We start from the raw sequence: 16,965 nt of genomic DNA, 5'->3' as shown, positions 1-16,965 counted from the left end.
CATGCGCGAGGGCGATACGCTTAGCCCTCGTTACGTTTAGCGCTGCGCGCTTCCGCCTTCACCACTTCACGCGCAATCCGGCGGTTCCACTGACGGCATAGCTGTCGCCGAAGTCTTTCAGCGAGGATTTTGCAGCGACTTCGCCATAGAGCGAGAAACGTTCGTCACCCCAGATGTAGGAGCTGCCGAGGGTCAGGCCTGCCCAGACCGGATCGTTCCTGGTTTCGAAACCGGTTCCGGAGACATCGACTGCCGTGCCATCCAGGAACTCGCCGTAGAGATTGGCGATGCCGTAGATTTTTGCCCGCGCCGTCTGGCCATCGGCCCGCTGCCAGCTCTCCTCGCGGTCGAGCGCCATCCCGAGCCGGCCGACCAGACTATCGCCGTCATCAAGCGAAACCCGTGCGCCGAACCGGTCGTCGAAGCTGTCGAAATCGACGGAGGAATAGACGAGTTGCGCCTGGGGCGTGATCGACCAGGATCCGAAGGCTGCGAAGCGCCGGCCGGCCTCAAGGCTGAGCGCATAGCCGAAGCCGTTGTTGCCGTTCTCCATGGCGCCATCGACGAGATCGGATTTCAGGTCGCTGTCGTACCACGTCGCCTGGCTCTGCGCGTCGACATAGGTGCCGTTCTCGCCGTACCATGTGAGCGTCGCGCCCACTCCATAGCCTCTGGTGTCGATATCGCCATCGCCGTAGACCGAGCCGATATCGCCGGAAACCGTGCCGTAGTGGACGGTCAGGCCGCCGATCAACCGGCCGTTCTGGTTCTGGTAGAGCTCCGCATCCAGACCGCCCTCCAGCTTGAACAGATCGTAGTCATAGGTGGTGCCGCTCGTGCTTGTGTCCGGCTCGAGGCCGGCATGGGTCCCCTCGGTGCGAAGCCAGATATTGTCAGGACCGCTCGTCGGCGTCGCCTTGCCTTCGTCCGGCCAGGTGCGGTCGCCGAGGCGCTGCTGCAGCGTGGAAAGTCCGTTGAGAGCGAGCAGGAGTTGCGGATAGGCTTCGTAAAGCGGAACGCCGGGCTGATAGAGTGGGGCTGCGGATGCGCCTGATGCGGCCGGATTGACCAGTGCCGAGCGAAGATACCAGTCGCCATCGGCCGGGGTTGCGATGCCGTTCTGGTAGAGCCGATAGGCGTATGCACCGCCGACCACGGCCTGATCTCCCTGAAAAACATAGTCGCCGAGCAGCGAAAAATTTCCGGCCGAGCTGCCGCCGACATCGACGATCTTGATGCCCTCGACGGTTTGCGCCCCGCCGCCGCCGAGATTGGTGACCTTGACGCTGGTCGTGCCCGAGGTGTTGCCCGTGACGACAAGGCGGTCGGTCGGCGAGGCATCGCCGCCGAGCACGCTTTCGATAAGAAGCGTGCCGCCATTGCCGATATAGTTGCCCGATATCGTCAGCGTGCCGATCGAATTGCCGGGGGAGACCGTGCCCGAGTTCGTGACGTCACCAAAGATGGTACCGCTGCCGCCCAGCGTGCCGAAGTTGGTGATATCGCCGATGATGCTCGAAGCGGCGCTGTGGTCGCCGATCAGCAGTGTGCCGTCATAGATCGTCCAGTCCGTCGCGGTGGTGCCGACGCCCGTCAGCAGCCAGGTGCTGGTGCCGGTTTTTTCGAACGTGTCAAAGTTCCGGTATTGCGCGGCCGCGCCAATCGCGGACACGTCGAATGTGTCGCTGCCCGTGCCGCCAAGCCGCAGCACGTCTGTCGTCGGCACGGCACCCGCGACGACGTTGCCCTCGATCACCGAGCCCGGCTGCAGCTCGAGCTTCAGTGTGCCCGTCGTTGCCGCCGCGCCGCGCCCGATCGCGTCCGTCTGGCCGGCGCCTGCGCGGATCGTGCCGCTATTGACGATATCGAGGTTCACTATTCCGTTCGAGGCCACGATGGCGATGGCACCCGTTCCGCCCTCGATCGTGCCGAAATTGACGATCTGGCCCGCCGTTGTTCCTTGCGCGAGAATGCCGGCACCCGCCGTTCCGTTGGTCGGCCCGTTTCCTCCGCGGATCGTTCCCATGTTGAGGATGGTATTGGGACCTCCCACCGCATTGCCGTAGGCGACGCCTTGTCCACCGCCAGCCGACGTGCTGTCGCCACCCACGATGGTGCCGTTATTGGTGAGAGACGAGCCTGTCAGCGCACGTACGCCAATGCCGCCTGAAGCTGCGGCACCGCCGCCGCCGCCGCCATTTCCGCCGCGGATCGATCCATCATTCGTGAATGCGGTGGCAGTAACGACGGCACCGATTTGCCCTGATGTCGTGGCGGCGGCACCGGCGCTTGCTGCCACCAGAGTGCCCGAGAACGTCACGGGGACGAGAGCTCCGACCGATTGCTGGATCGTGAGCGTGCCCCTGCTCGCGCCGGCTGCGGGATCATAGGTATTCGTCAAGACGAAGCCGTTGGTATCGATCGTGATCGGCTTCGTCGGGACTGGCAGTATCGCCGTTGAAATGGAGAAGCTGCCGGTCATGACGATCGTCGAACTGGCGTCGCCATCCCCATTCGCGGTGGTGATGGTGTTGCGCAATTCCGTTTCGTTGCTGACCCGGTATTCCCTCGCGGTCGCCGCCGATGAGGGCCAGCAATAGAACGCCAGCACAGCGAGGCTCACGCTCGCAAAAAGTCTTGCCTTATCAAAAGTCCCGACAACGCCGAAGCTCATGCTGCCTCTTATGAAGTTGTTGCTAATATAAATACGATTAAAGGGTGTGCTTTTTCTGCGCCGGTTCGGCCTGTCCCGCAAGATCAGCTTATCACAAAGCGAGCCGTACTGCGCCAAAGGCGACAGGCCGTTGCCGGGCGGCAACAGAATATTCAAATGCGACAGCTCTATAAATCAACATGTTAGGGTTTTGGTAACTTCCGGCTGTCGCCGTCGCAAAACGGGCAAGCAGGCTCTGCGGTTCCCCGGAGGCGATTCGGTCAGGATTTTGACAAACCGGAGGGCGCGAGCGTGGTCAGCACCGGCAAAGGGAAGGTCCCTCCGCCGGATTTCTGTCGGCCGGGCGCATTCCGTTCGGAAATGGATCCGGTCATTATGGATCACCCGGCCATTTCGCGCTTCGGGAGCACGAGGTCCGCGACCGTATAGGTGTGGAATTCGCTGCTGGAGACCGTGTCCAGCCGCTTGAACTTCTCGGCGAAATCAGGATCGGAAAAGAACTCGCCGACATTGCCGGCGTCCTGGATCGCCTCGATGTTGACGACCGTCAGGCCATCGCTGCTCTTCGCCAGGCTGCTCCAGAGAAAACCTTCCTTCCGCTCGGCGACGTAATGCACCACGTCCTGGATGATCTCGAAGGCTTCCTCCTGCTTTCCGGGATGGGCATGAATGACGTTGACGATGAAGGTGGTGGGAACGGGAGCGTCCGCAAAGGCGGCGATCGCTTTGGTGTTCATGAAGATCTCCATTTGAAGCGCACGGACGAAATGGCCGCGGCAAGGTCTGGATATCGGATGGCAAATATCGGAGAAATGGGCCGGTATTCTCAACAGATCGGATATTTTTTCCGCAATGGACAGGCTCGGCACATCAGGCATTTTCGTTCAAGTCGCAGAGGCCGGTAGTTTCGTGGCCGCCGGGCATCGCTTGGGCATCTCGGGCTCGGCGGTCGGCAAGGCGATCGCGCGGCTGGAGGAAGAGCTCGGCGTGCGCCTGTTCAACCGCTCGACCCGCAGCATGGCCCTGACGGAGGAGGGCAGCTTCTTCCTCGAAACATGCAGACGCATTCAGGCCGAATATGAGGAGGTACGGGCGAGGCTTTCGAGATCGCATTCTGTGCCGCGGGGCCAGCTGCGTGTCAGCCTGCCGCTCGCCGGCATGCTTCTCATGCCGACCATATCGTCCTTCATGGCAGCCTATCCGGAGATCAATCTCGATCTCGATTTCACCGACCGCCTCGTCGATGTCATCGAGGAGGGGTTCGACGCGGTCATCCGGACCGGAGATGTCAGGGATACGAGACTGATGAGCCGGAAGCTCGGCACATTCCGGCACGTGATCGTGGCCTCGCCCGAATATCTCGCGACATCAGGTCATCCTGATGTGCCCGAGGATCTGGTCGATCACCGGTGCCTGCACCATCGCTTCGCCAATTCCGGCAGGCTGGAACCCTGGCCATTGGTGCGTGACGGCATTGCGGTCAAGCTCGATCTGCCGGTGACCACGGTGGCAAGCACGCTGGAGCCGCTGATCTACCTTGCCGAACGCTCATTCGGCATCACCTGCCTTCCGCCTTTCGCCGTGGCGTCGGAGATCGCCGAAGGCAAGCTCGTCCGGCTGCTGGACGATCATCTTGACGATACGGGAACCTTCAGGGTTCTCTGGCCGAGCAGCCGGTATCTGTCACCCAAGGTCAGGGCCTTCGTCGATTATATGGCCGCCAACCTGTTCAGCGCATGAGGTGTTCATGGGCGCTTTGATCCATTTGGCCGGCTGCTATGCAGGCCTTGAAGGTGGCCGATCGCTGAGCCGAACTTGAAACCGAATGCGAAAAGTAATACCTGATTGTGGAGCGGTATTACAGGATTGCGATCATGGCGACGACGGTGACGGCAAAAGGGCAGGTGACGATTCCGAAGGCGGTTCGCGAGCTCCTGGGGATCACGCCCGGAAGTAAGGTCGACTTTCATCGGGCTGCAGATGGCAGCGTGGTGCTGACGCGCGCCGACAGGAAAAAGCCGGCCAGCCGCTTCGAGCATCTCCGCGGACATGCCGGAAAGGGCCTCGACACGGATGCGATCATGGCGCTCACTCGCGGTGATGCGTGACGCTTGTCGATACCAACGTCCTGCTCGACCTCGTAACGAACGACCCGATCTGGGCCGACTGGTCGATAGAGCAGCTCGAAGCAGCCAGTCTCGCGGGGCCTTTGCTCATCAATGATATCATCTATGCGGAACTTGCCGTCCGCTATGAACGCATCGAGGAACTTGATGCGTTTATCGACGAAGCGGAGCTGATCCTGGCTCCTTTCCCGCGCGCTGCGCTGTTTCTGGCAGGAAAGGCATTCACACAGTATCGCCGCGCCGGCGGGTCCCGCACCGGTGTCTTGCCGGATTTTCTCATCGGCGCGCAGGCTGCGGTTCAGAAGCTGCCGGTCCTGACGCGCGATGTTGGCCGGTACCGCTCGTATTTCCCGACCATCGAGTTGATATCACCAGCTTGATGGCTGAGAGACGGGGACTGAGGGCAGGGCAGATACCTGCATTCACGAACCTACTTCGCTTCCCAGGATACCGCGGCTTGACGAATGCCTCAAATCTGAGGTACGTACGTCATTACCTCGGACGCGATCCGTCCGACAGGGGGCTGCGGGAGGAAAATGGAATGAAGGAGTTCAGTGTCGATCCAAAATTTGTCGTGAGGGATGAACAGGCTCTTCGAGAGCTGTTTCAACCGACGCATGCTCTGGCAGCTCAGAAATGCATGGGCGCGCTCGACAGGCACGCCCAGGAATTTATCAGGCGCTCGCCATTCCTGTGCATCGGCACCCAGAACCGGAATGGCAAAGCCGATGTCAGCCCTCGCGGCGACCCGGTCGGCTTCGTGAAAATCCTCGATCCGCACACGCTGGCGATCCCGGACAGGCCGGGCAATAATCGCCTCGATACGCTGGCCAATATTCTCACCAACCCGAGTGTTGGACTGCTCTTCATCATTCCGGGATTTGACGACACGCTTCGCGTGAATGGCGAGGCCAGGCTCGTGACCGACCCTGATATTCTTGGGGATATGGGCGTCGGCGATCGTGTGCCCAAGCTTGCTATATTGGTCAAGGTGGGCGAGGTTTTCCTGCATTGCGCCAAGGCATTCAGGCGCTCTCATCTGTGGAACCCGGAGCACTTTCAGGATCGCAGCGAGATGCCCTCGCTTTCAAAGATCATCCTGGATCAGACGACGGGCGCTCCGACCGATGATATCGAAATGCGTAAGATAGATGACGAACTCGAAGACGCCTACAGGAAGTCGCTCTATTGACGGCTCCTGACTGGACGGGTGGTATCGGCTGAACCGCGGCTGCGATCCGGCAGGTCTATTCAAGTTGGTTGGAATTTGGATGTTGGACGGACGCCCAATCCTGGTCATGCCGGACCTTGAGAAGCTCTCGGGGTATGAAGCGGCGCTGGCGAAGGGCTGGTCGCCCGACCCGCGGCGCATTGGAGATACTGGCTTCATCGAAGCCGAACTTCAGGACCTTCGCAATGATCCTGCGGCATATCTCGACAAGCTGATGGGGCGACATGCTTCGGCCGGACAGCAGATTGGCGATACGGCCATGGCACTCACCAATCACACGTTCTGGATTTGGGATGGGGAGTTCTGCGGCAGGATCGACCTGCGCTATCTGCCCGTCACCTGGACAGTTCCCGACAGCATTCCGGGACATGTCGGATACTCGGTGGTGCCCTGGAAACAGGGCCGGGGCTACGCCACAGCCGCGCTTGATGCTCTGCTCCAGTTCGCAAAATCCCGGGGGCTGAGTGAGCTCGATATTCTCTGCAATGAAGAGAACGTCATTTCCCGCGCCGTCATAGAGCGAGTTGGCGGTCAGCTGGTGCGACGCGCGCCCCATCCCTCAGACAGGCCCGAGCAGCAGAAGCTGTTTTTTAAGGTTCCACTGATCTAGAGCCATTCCGTTTTCTTCGAACTACGGGGACCGGCACCTGGGACAGGCAAGGATCAATGCAAGCCAGCGACGCGGCGCGCTGATGGCCGCCGCATCGCCGCATCGATCAATGCGTTGCGGGTTCGAGATAGCGGCGCAGATTGTCGCTGATCTGTTCGATCGCGGCTTCCGTGGAAGGCACATTGCGGATCGCGTTCAACAGCACGAAGTCATGGATCGTGCCGTTGTAGCGGGCCGCAGCCACGGTAACGCCGGCTTCTTTCAGTTTGCGGGCATAGGCCTCGCCCTCGTCGCGCAGCGGATCGTTCTCGGCAGTGATGACGAGTGCCGGCGGCAGGCCCTTGAGCTGGTCGATGCTGGCGCGCAGTGGCGACACATAGGGGTTGTCACGGGTCTTGGCGTCGGGTGCGTAGAGATCCCAGCCGTATTTCATGAAGGCGCGCGCCAGGAAGCGCTGCTCCCCATATTCGTGATAGGAGCCCGTATCGACGCTTGCATCGGTCGCGGGGATGAGCAGGGCCTGGAAGCTGATCTTCGGGCCGTTGCGGTCCTTGGCCATCAGCGTCAGGGCAGCGGTCATGTTGCCGCCGACCGAATTGCCGGCAACCGCGATCCTGCTGCCATCCGCGCCGAATTCACCGGCGTGAGCCGCCACCCATTTCAGCACGGCATAGGACTGATCGAGTTGGGTGGGAAAACGTGCTTCCGGCAGGGATGTATATTCGACGAAGACGCCGACCTGACCGGAGCCGACCACGAGATCGCGCAGCAGGCGCTGGTGGTTTTCAAAATTGCCGACGATCCAGACGCCGCCATGAATGAAGAGCAGCACGCCGGGTTTGCCGGTGATGTGCTCGGGCTTCATGATGTAGATCTTCACGCTCAGACCATCCTGGGTGATGGTCTGCTCGGTCGTGGTCACGCCTGACATGTCGACCGGCGTCATGTTCTGAAGCCCGGTCAGGATCTCCTGGGGCTTGGGCTGCGGCAGTTTCCAGAACGGGCTTGGATCCTTGTTGATCTCGGCAAGGAAGGCGCGGACCTGGGGGTCGATCCGCGGGTCGGTCGCGGCGTCGGGCGCCGCTTGAGCGGGCTGAATCATGAGAGTTACTCCGAGGCTGAGGGTTGCGAGTAGGGGCAAGAATTTCACGGTCTTTCTCTCCGGGAAGGTTGCACGCAGCCGCATTGGTAGCCCCCGGCCGGAAGCTTCCGCTTCTGTCAAATGACCAGTCTGGCGACTGGTGACCACTCCGGTGACAGGTCGGTGGTCAGCTTTCAGGCGTGATGGCGTCCGTCAGAATGGGACGCAGCCCCGAGCGCGACGTGACGCCGGTCTTCGCAAAGATGCGATGAAGGTGGTAGCCGACCGTCCGGTGCGACAGATAGAGCCTGGCGCCGATTTCCTTGTTCGACAGACCCTCGGCGGCAAGCTGGGCGATATGAAGCTCCTGTGGGGTCAGCGTCTCCCAGACATATTCGGTTCGCTTGCGGCTCGCTTCTCCCGAAGCGCGCAGTTCCTCGCGCGCACGCTCGCTCCAGGGCAGGGCGCTCAGCGCATCGAAGATGTCACGGGCCTCGCGCAAAGGCGCTCTCGCATCGGCGGAACGGCGCTGGCGGCGCAGCCATATGCCATAGGCGAGCAGAAGACGTCCTCTCAGGAAAGGCCATTTGCCTGCGCACGGCCCGAGACCCTGCAGATAGAACTGCTCGGCCTCCGCAGGTGTTGCGAGCAGTGCCTTGCCGTAGGAGAGCATCGTTTCGACCCACGGCACTGGCGACGGACCGGCGACACGCTGCATCTCCTCGATCACCTCCTCGGCCATTTCGGCATGTCCGGAGAACACTGCGGCCTCCACGAAATCAGCGAGGCCGAAGAATTGCAGACCGGAATTGAAAGCCGGGTCGGCGGGGATAAAAAGACGCCGCAGATGCTCATAGGCCTCCCAATGCCGGCCTGCGCCGATGGCGGCCGTGCCGCGCGCGATCTGCAGCATTGCCAGCAGGAAACTCGCGCCGACCGAGACGACCAGGCGTTCTGCCTGGGCCGCATAGGCCTGTGACTGGTCCAGATTGCCCATCATGCCCGCAAGCCTCGCCTTGACGATCGTGGCCGCGGCAATCCAGAGCGTTCCTCCCGTTTCTTCGGCGAAGCGAACGGATTCTTCGGCCTCCCGCATCGCGCCCGTCCAGTCGCCGACTTCCATTTCCGCCCAGGCTTGAGCAAAAAGCACGCGCGCGAGGTCGCTGAGCCGCCCTTGATCGCGCAGGGCGGCAGCCGAATAGGTGAGCAAACCGACGCCAAGGTCGAAGGCGCCGATGACATTGGCCGTACTGCCGAGAATGCGCGCCGCGACCGGATTGCCGCCGCTCGTGCCGGCAAGCTGCTGGAGCTTGCCTGATATCTCGCTCCCGAGATGAAGCGGCTCGACGTAAGCGGATATCGCGATCAGGCGTGGATCGGTGTCGGGCAATTCGAGCCTGTTTGCCGCCATCAGGATGGTTTTGCGAAGATCCCCATCCGCATTGCTCCACCAGCAGCGTTGCGCGGCGCGCCAGAGCAGGTTGCTTGCCAGATCCGTGGCGCCAGCAGCATTGGCCTCAGCGGCGAGGCCAACCAGACTGGGGATTTTCGCGGGGTCGTTGACCATCGGAGGCTGGCCCATCTCGCGGCACCAGCCGATCCGCGCCGATGCAACAGGATCGGGCTCGCTGACATTGGCCTGGCGCAGCAGTCGCTCCAGCAGGTCCGGCTGGCCGAGATCGGCGGCAAGCTCGGCGGCGCGCAAGAAACGGTCGCTCCTGGCTCGCGGTGTACCGCTCAGCGCCGCCGCCTTTTCGAGAACTTCGATTGCCATGGCGACCGCACCTTTGCGCAGGGCCCGGCCGGCCATGGCATCATATTCGCCCGCCAGTTCCTCATCCGGTCCGATCGTTGCCGCCGCCCGATGCCACAAATGCCGGTCCAGCTCTTCATGGACGATCTCGGCAAGGGCGGCATGGATCCGGTGCCGCGTCGCCAGATCTGCCGCCTGGTGCATTGCTGAACGCACCAGCGGATGCCGGAACCGCACCTCCGTTTCGTCAAGGTCGATCAGCCTGGCGGCAATGGCCGGCGTCAGAGCGCTGACATCCACTTCTCCGCCCAACACGGCTTTGCCGGCGCGCAGGATTTCGTGGAGCGATGTCCCGTCGTTTTCCGCCGCTACGAACAGCAGCATCCGGGTTGCAGCGGGAAGATCGGTCAGACGGGACGAGAAGGCGCGTTCCAGGCGCTCCGTCAGTGGAAGCCATGTCGTATCCTTGATACCAGCCGCTCGCCTGTCGCGCGGCAGTTCCAGGAGGGCGAGGGGATTGCCCGCGGCCTCCTGGAGGAAGCGGCTGCGCAGGTCGGCCGAAAGATCGGGCGCATGGGCGTCCAGCAGGTGCTCGGCATCGGCTTCGCCGAGCCCCGAAAGCCGAAGCCGCAGGTGGGAGGGATCGTCGAACAGGCGGTCGAAGCCATCGCGCATGGCCACGAACAGAACGATAGGGTCCGAACTCAGCCTGCGTGAGATGAAGGCCAGCACCTCATAAGTCGCCTCGTCCAGCCACTGGACGTCGTCGGCGATGAGCAGGATGGGCCTGCGCGCAGCACTTTCCGTCAGAAGGGACAGTGCGGCGAGCGCCACCAGAAAGATGTCGGGTGCGCCCATGTCATCATGCATGCCGAAAGCGGAGAACAAGGCAGATCGCTGACGGGGGACCAGGTTGACGGCCTCCTTCATCAGCGGGCGGAGCGCCTGCTCGAGCGCTGCGAAGGGCAGATGAACCTCGGCCAGAACGCCGGTCATGCTCAATACCTTCAGGTCGCGCTCGCGCGCCCGATGCCTGGCCTGCTCGATGAGCGCGGATTTTCCAATCCCGGGCTCGCCGCTGATCACGAGCGTCGATCCGCCCTGATCGATCCGCGCGATCATCTGGTCGATCAGGGCAATGGCGCGATCCCGGCCCTGCAGGAATTCGGGCCCGGAGACGCGTGCAGACCGGGCGGGCGCGCCCTTGCTTTGCCTGCGCCGTGGCGACCCGATCTTTTCCGACTGCTTGGCCATTAATCTAACGCTACTTGCTCTGATCCGCGCGGAGGAATGCAAACGAATCGAATCCCCGACTATGGTTCAGCAACTGCCGAAGCGTCGCCTTGTCATTGAGCGTGCCATTCGCAGACATATCCGTAAAGCAGCTTCCACCCGGGCAAGAAGAGCCCGGATTGAGGCGAGGAGGAGGGAGCGCTGCCGCATGCGATCAAATAGTGCCAACGCACAGCGACGTTCGCAAATTTGTCATATCCGCTGGTTAGAAGCGGCGGCCTGCGCGCAGCCCGTCTAGGGACTCGGCTGCTGCGCTTTTTTCCTTTTCTTGGAACGAGACCCATGCAAAACAATCCGGCAGTGATTATCGAGGGCGCAACCGTGGTTTTCGGCGACCGTCTGGAGACCGCCTCCGTGCGTGTCGAAGACGGCCGGATCACTGATATAGACGGTCAGCGCGACGGGGCGGATCCTATCGATGGACGAGGCCATCTGCTCGGCCCGGCTTTCGTGGACATTCACGGCGATGCCTTCGAGCGGCAGGTCATGCCGCGACCCGGCACGATGCTACCGGTCGCGGCCGCGCTGCTCGAAACCGATCGCCAGCTTGCCGCCAACGGCATCGCCACGGCCTATCATGCGCTGACGCTCAGCTGGGAGCCTGGGCTGCGTTCGGTCGAAACCGGTTATGCCATCGTGCGTGCGCTCGACGCGCTCACGCCCCGGCTGACGGTGGACAATCGCGTGCAGCTGCGCTGGGAGACCTTCTGCTTCGAGGCGATAGACCTCATTCGCGAGGCGCTTGCCGGTCCGCGCCTGCCGTCGATTGCCTTCAACGACCACACCTCGATGGCGATGCTGCATCCTTCGACGCCGCTGCAGGAACGGCCCTTCGACCTCGATCCGGCCTTCCCGACAGTCGATCCCGAAACGCCTGCCTTCGCCGAGAAGATGACCGAGCGCGCCAAGCGGGCGAAAATCCCGGTGGCGGACATGGTGGCACTCGTGCGCAACATGTGGGCGCGCCGTCCGCAGGTGCCAGATGCAATCGAGGAGGTGGCGGCACTCGGCCAGGCCGCCGGCGCGCCGATGCTCTCGCATGACGACAGCCAGATCGAAACGCGCGATTTCTTCCGTCTCCGCGGTGCCAGGATCTGCGAATTCCCGATGAACCGGCGGGTGGCGCGGGCCGCCCGCGATGCCGGCGACTTCATCGTCTTCGGCGCACCGAACGCGACGCGCGGCGGCAGCCATCTCGCCTCGATCGGTGCGGCCGACATGATCCGCGAAGGGCTCTGCGATATTCTCGCCTCGGACTATTATTATCCGGCGATGCTGCTCGGCCTTGCAAGGCTCAAGGCCGATGGCGTGGCGCCGCTCCATGCGCTCTGGCCGCTCGTCTCGGGCAATCCGGCGCGCGCCTCCGGTCTTACCGATCGTGGTGTCATCGAAGTCGGCAAGCGGGCGGATCTCGTACTGGTCGATTGGCCTGATGGTGCTGCACCTGCGGTTCGCCGCACCTGGGTCGGCGGCCGGGAAGCCTATCGCGCAGCGCCCGCGGGCGAACTGGTGGTGGCCTGATAGCGGCGATATCGGTCATCGATGACTGAGAGACGGGGATCGAGAGGCGGTCCGTCTGAAGCGGCATCAAAGCCCATCCAAACCGTAAAGCAGCACCGAGGGCCAAGCGGCCCTCGGCGATGGACGCAGACTACTTCGCGTCCTGTCCGCTTCGATAGGCTTCCATAAGTTTCTTCTCGTCGTCCGGTGTCAGCTTAGGAGGCTCGACGGAGATCGTCAGCTTCTCGAGCTTGCTGGTGAACGGGAATGGAACCTGATAGTCGCGGTCATCGATCGGGGTGCCGGTCTTCGAGCCGATGTCGAAAGTCTCATCGACCGGCAGGATCAGCGGTACGGTACGCTGTACCGCCTGCGTTGCGACCGTCTTGCCGTCGACCGTCAGCGTTCCCGTGCCGCCACGACCGATGCCGCTGAGGTTGTTGAAGGCAAGCGTTGCGAAGCCAAGACCGTCGTATTTGAAGTCAAATTCGACGGTGTGCCTGCCGGGCGAGAGCGCTTCGGGGCTTTCCCAACGAATTCTGTCAAGACCGAGAAGGTTCCAGGTCACGACCGGCTTGCCTCCCAGCAGGTACATCCCGTATCCGCCAAACCGTCCACCTTGGGAAACAATGGCGCCATCGCCACCTCCTTGCGGCACATCGATGTCCGCGGTGATCGTGTAGGAGGTATTGAGAAGATTGGGCGCCACACTTTCCGGCAGGCCCGTCACCGGTTGCTTATAGGTGAACACGTTTCTTCCTGCCGTGACCGACGGGCGCGGAGAAGCGAGGCGCGTCGCAGCGGAAGCGTCCAGCGGCAGGACTTGGTACTTCGCAAACTCGCCGAACATCAGGTCCTTCATCTCCTGGACCTTCGCAGGATTGGCGGCAGCCAAGTCGTTGTTCTGGGTCCAGTCGTGCTGGACGTCATAGAGCTCCATCTTGAACGCGGTGGCGGGATCGTCGATCGCCTTGCCAGCCAACTCCCAGGGCGCACGGATGGGGACTGCGCTCAGCATCCAACCGTCATCGTATAGACCCTGCGCGCCCATCATCTCGAAATACTGCGTGCGGTGTCGCGAGGGAGCCTCGGCATTGGTTTTGTCGAAGGTGTAGGCCATGCTTACGCCCTCGATCGGCTTTTGCGCTATGCCGTCGACCATGATCGGTGCGGGAACGCCAGTCGCTTCAAGGATCGTCGGCACGACGTCGATCACATGATGGAATTGCGACCGAATTCCGCCCTTGTCGGAAATGCGCGCGGGCCAGGAGATGGCCATGCCGTTTCGGGTGCCGCCGAAGAAGGACGGGATCTGCTTCGTCCATTTGAAGGGCGTATCCAGTGCCCAGGCCCACGGAACGGCATAGTGGGGATAGGTCTCGTTGCTGCCCCACTGGTCGTAAAACTTCAAGTTCTGGGCAACGGTCGGATTGATGCCATTGAACGGAACCAATTCTGCGAAGGTGCCGTTCATCGTGCCTTCGGCGCTCGCGCCATTGTCGCCACTGATGAAGATGATCAGGGTGTTGTCGAGCTTGCCCATGTCCGCGACGGCCTGGACCACACGGCCGATCTCGTGATCGGTGTACATCAGGTAGGCGGCGTAGACGTCCGCCTGGCGAATGAACAGCTTCTTTTCGTCGGCCGACAAACTATCCCACTTCTTCAACATATCCGGCCATGGCGTGAGCTGGGCGTCCGTCGGGACAACGCCAAGCCTTTTCTGGTTGGCGAAGATCTGATCGCGAACGTCGTTCCAGCCTTTGTCGAACAAATGAAGATCGCTGGCCTTCTCGATCCACTCCGGTGTCGGGTGGTGTGGCGCGTGTGTGCCCCCCGGCGCGTAGTAGAGCAGGAACGGCATCGCCGGATCGATCGAATTCAACTGGTTCAGCCAGCCGACGGCGTCGTCGGCCATGGCGGTGATCAGGTTCCATTGCGGATTGCCGACAAAGGGAGCGATCTGCGTGGTGTTGCGAAACAGCATGGGCGACCACTGGCTGCTGTCCCCACCCATGAAGCCATAGAAATATTCAAACCCCATGCCAGTCGGCCATTGATTGAACGGGCCTGCCTGGCTGGTCTGATAGGTCGGCGTGTTGTGATCCTTGCCGAACCATGAGGTACGGAAGCCATTCTCAAGCAGAATGCGGCCGATTGTGGCGGTGTCCCTGGGAAGAACACTGTCATAGCCGGGGAAGCCGGTGGCCTGCTCCGAGATCACTCCGAAGCCTTCTGAGTGGTGATTGCGTCCTGTGATGAGACACGCACGCGTCGGCGAGCAGAGCGATGTTGTGTGAAAGTTCGTGAAACGCAGGCCATCCGCGGCGATGCGATCCAGAGTGGGTGTCGGAATGRCGCCTCCGAACGTCGAAGGAGCGCCAAAGCCAACGTCATCGGTGATAATCAAGAGCACATTTGGCGCGCCCCTTGGCGGCACGACACGCGCTGGCCATGCCTGTTTGGACTGCAAGGCGTTGAGATTGATGGTGCCCTCAAACGGCTGCGGCGGCGGCGGGAGATAACGCCCGTCGATCGTCGTCGTGGCGTTGGGCGAGCCGAGCGTCCCGGTAACCTGCTGAGCGTTTGCAGGCACGGCTGCAAAAAGGGCCGCGGAGGCGGCCAGAAGCGCTGCACGTATCATTAGACATCCTCCCGAGTTGTGGTGTAGGCATGTCAGCGCCGCCGATTGCGGTTTCCACGAGTACAATGCTGCTCGAGATCGGTCTCCCCCTCCTTTCGCCCTGGCCATCGACGCAACGAAATCAACTCGAGATGGAGGCCACAGCAGATACGCCTTGGTTGTAACATAGCATGTCCGATGGGTTTCATCACTACGGCGAAGGGCGACGAGCGAACTCTATTCCGTCCCGGCACCCGCGCTAGTGGATGTGGGCGAAAGCCCCGCTAGATGCCCTTCAACGCCCTGGCCTGCACACCCGCGATGACTTCGTCCGAGACCTGCCGCAGTTCCTGCCGCGAGGCGCCGTCATATGCCTGGACGGACAATCCCTGCAGGACGGCCACGAGATAGCGGGCGAGCGAGACGGCGCGTTCCTGGTCCAGCCACCGCTCGAGCGTCTCCGCGATCATCTCCCGCATCGTGTTTCGCCGCTCTGCCGTTTCGCGAGCCAGGTCCGCATGATCAGGCCCGCACTGGATCAAGCCGCTTGATATCATGCAGCCGCGCTCCCCGGCTGGGTCGGTAACGGCGTCGATCGCCTTGTGCAGCAGCGTCTCGATCGTCTCCTGAAGGGTCGTGGCCGTTCTGATATCCCACACCGGCCCCCGCAGGCCGAAATAGCGATCGAGCGCCTCGCGGTAGAGCCCAGCCTTGCTGCCGAAAGCCGCATAGAGACTTGGGGGCGCGACGCCGATTGCGGCCGTCAGGTCGTTCAGCGAGACACCTTCATATCCATGCCTCCAGAAGAGGCGCATGGCGATATCGATCGCCTGATCCCTGTCGAAGGTTCGCGGGCCGCTGCGGCGTGTTTTCACAACCTTATCCATAGTGATCACTAAAGACTGCTTGACAGCAAAAAGCAAGCCGTTAGTTTGTAGTGATCACTAAACATAAGGATTTTGGCATGATACGAATAATGCGCGGAATTTGGGTGGTGGTCCTGCTGATGGGCCTGTCTTCCATGGCGATGGCCGCGGAGAAGAATTACACGGTGAAGGCGCCTGATGGCGTCGAGATCGCTGTTCAGGAATCGGGCGATCCCGCCGGGCCGGCGATCGTTTTCATCCACGGCTTGCTCGGCAGCCATCTGAACTGGGACATGCAGGTGGGCAGTGCCAATCTGCAGAAGTATCGGCTGATCACCTATGACCTGCGCGGCCACGGCCTGTCGGGCAAGCCCGATGATGCAGAGGCCTATCATGACGGGCGCCGCTGGGCCGACGATCTCTCGGCCGTCCTCAAGGAGACAGGCGCGAAAAATCCGGTTCTGGTCGGCTGGTCGCTCGGCGGTGTCGTTCTCTCCAACTATCTTGCCGCATATGGAGACGATGGCCTTGGCGGCATCGTCTATGTCGACGGCGTCATCGAACTCAACGCCGCGCTGATCACATCGCATCCTGATGTCTATGCGGGCATGGCTTCGGATGACCTGACGGTGCACCTCGATGCCATCAGGACGTTCCTTGGCCTGTGTTTCGAGACCAAGCCTGATACGGCGACGTTCGAACGGCTGCTGTCAAATGCCGCGATGGCCTCGTGGATCATGACGCGGACCATCCCTTCGATGACCGTTTCTGCCGGTTTGCCTAAGGCGCGCGTGCCGGTTCTGCTGCTCTATGGCGGCAAGGACGTTCTGGTCAATGTCGAGCCGAGCATCGCAAGGGCGCGGGAGCTCAATCCGGCCGTCCAGACCAAGATCTATCCAAAGTCGGGGCATGCGCCATTCCTGGAAGAGGCGCAGCGCTTCAACGGTGATCTGGCGAAGTTCAGAGATGCGATTGCCAGCGAGTGAATTTGGAGAGAGGGGGCAGGGCTGGTGGCGCGGCCCACCCCAACCTCCTCATTCCTGTGCCCTCGTGCTAGCACAAGGGATGTCACAGGAATCCTGTGTGTTGGAACTGTRGTAGAAGGGTTGCGGGCGGAAGGCCGTCGGAATCCTGGTCGTGAGAGACCGTTTGCTGGCTCTTGGTCCTCCGCCCGCTTCAAAATCCCAACCTGAACAGTTGATTGAGGC

The 16,965-nt window shown here is 61.8% G+C and carries 13 protein-coding genes; 7 read left to right on the top strand and 6 right to left on the bottom strand.

Annotated elements, in window-relative coordinates:
- Positions 1–58 precede the first annotated feature (58 nt).
- Both AC1DTN_RS27585 and AC1DTN_RS27580 read right to left on the bottom strand, forming a co-directional pair.
- Entirely contained in the window at positions 59–2,674 is a 2,616-nt protein-coding gene (locus AC1DTN_RS27585) for an autotransporter family protein (RefSeq protein ID WP_477923450.1), read from the bottom strand.
- Between the two features lie 380 nt (positions 2,675–3,054).
- Positions 3,055–3,411 (bottom strand): antibiotic biosynthesis monooxygenase, encoded by a 357-nt coding sequence (locus tag AC1DTN_RS27580; RefSeq protein WP_113325231.1) that lies wholly within the window; start codon positions 3,409–3,411, stop codon positions 3,055–3,057.
- A gap of 115 nt (positions 3,412–3,526) precedes the next feature.
- Here AC1DTN_RS27580 and AC1DTN_RS27575 point away from each other — a divergent pair, with 115 nt between their 5' ends.
- The 5 genes from AC1DTN_RS27575 to AC1DTN_RS27555 all read left to right on the top strand — a co-directional run bounded on the left by AC1DTN_RS27575 (position 3,527) and on the right by AC1DTN_RS27555 (position 6,641).
- Complete coding sequence (locus AC1DTN_RS27575; protein WP_113325232.1) at positions 3,527–4,414, top strand: LysR family transcriptional regulator; 888 nt, start codon at positions 3,527–3,529, stop codon at positions 4,412–4,414.
- A gap of 134 nt (positions 4,415–4,548) precedes the next feature.
- A complete protein-coding gene (locus AC1DTN_RS27570) occupies positions 4,549–4,782 on the top strand; it encodes an AbrB/MazE/SpoVT family DNA-binding domain-containing protein (RefSeq protein ID WP_113325233.1) in 234 nt (77 codons plus the stop codon).
- The gene (locus AC1DTN_RS27565; protein WP_113325234.1) at positions 4,779–5,180 is read left to right on the top strand and encodes a type II toxin-antitoxin system VapC family toxin; all 402 of its coding nucleotides are present in this window, start codon (positions 4,779–4,781) and stop codon (positions 5,178–5,180) included. The genes AC1DTN_RS27570 and AC1DTN_RS27565 overlap by 4 nt, the downstream gene beginning before the upstream one ends.
- Positions 5,181–5,341: 161 nt before the next feature.
- Positions 5,342–5,992, top strand: coding sequence for a pyridoxamine 5'-phosphate oxidase family protein (locus AC1DTN_RS27560; RefSeq protein WP_477923447.1), 651 nt, complete (start codon positions 5,342–5,344; stop codon positions 5,990–5,992).
- Between the two features lie 79 nt (positions 5,993–6,071).
- Positions 6,072–6,641 (top strand): GNAT family N-acetyltransferase, encoded by a 570-nt coding sequence (locus AC1DTN_RS27555; RefSeq protein ID WP_477923445.1) that lies wholly within the window; start codon positions 6,072–6,074, stop codon positions 6,639–6,641.
- A 106-nt stretch (positions 6,642–6,747) separates the two neighbouring features.
- Here AC1DTN_RS27555 and AC1DTN_RS27550 read toward each other — a convergent pair whose 3' ends face one another.
- Positions 6,748–7,743 (bottom strand): alpha/beta hydrolase, encoded by a 996-nt coding sequence (locus tag AC1DTN_RS27550; protein ID WP_442205592.1) that lies wholly within the window; start codon positions 7,741–7,743, stop codon positions 6,748–6,750.
- A gap of 166 nt (positions 7,744–7,909) precedes the next feature.
- Complete coding sequence (locus AC1DTN_RS27545) at positions 7,910–10,729, bottom strand: ATP-binding protein (protein WP_477923444.1); 2,820 nt, start codon at positions 10,727–10,729, stop codon at positions 7,910–7,912.
- Between the two features lie 321 nt (positions 10,730–11,050).
- Between AC1DTN_RS27545 and AC1DTN_RS27540 the strand changes: the two genes are divergently transcribed.
- Positions 11,051–12,289, top strand: a complete 1,239-nt coding sequence (locus AC1DTN_RS27540; protein ID WP_477923443.1) for an alpha-D-ribose 1-methylphosphonate 5-triphosphate diphosphatase — start codon at positions 11,051–11,053, stop codon at positions 12,287–12,289.
- Positions 12,290–12,419: 130 nt separating this feature from the next.
- Here AC1DTN_RS27540 and AC1DTN_RS27535 read toward each other — a convergent pair whose 3' ends face one another.
- Together AC1DTN_RS27535 and AC1DTN_RS27530 are read right to left on the bottom strand one after the other, a co-directional pair.
- Positions 12,420–14,912: an arylsulfatase gene (locus AC1DTN_RS27535; RefSeq protein WP_477923442.1), complete on the bottom strand. Its 2,493-nt coding sequence runs from the start codon at positions 14,910–14,912 to the stop codon at positions 12,420–12,422.
- Between the two features lie 263 nt (positions 14,913–15,175).
- Complete coding sequence (locus AC1DTN_RS27530; RefSeq protein WP_439015386.1) at positions 15,176–15,778, bottom strand: TetR/AcrR family transcriptional regulator; 603 nt, start codon at positions 15,776–15,778, stop codon at positions 15,176–15,178.
- Between the two features lie 77 nt (positions 15,779–15,855).
- On the opposite strand from AC1DTN_RS27530, the gene AC1DTN_RS27525 reads away from it, so the two are divergent.
- Entirely contained in the window at positions 15,856–16,743 is an 888-nt protein-coding gene (locus AC1DTN_RS27525) for an alpha/beta fold hydrolase (protein ID WP_477923441.1), read from the top strand.
- The last annotated feature ends 222 nt before the right edge of the window (positions 16,744–16,965 follow it).

This window comes from Rhizobium sp. 01T444, assembly GCF_056398305.1.
The sequence above is the reverse complement of the archived record's forward strand: the minus strand, read 5'-3'. Positions and strand labels throughout refer to the sequence as shown.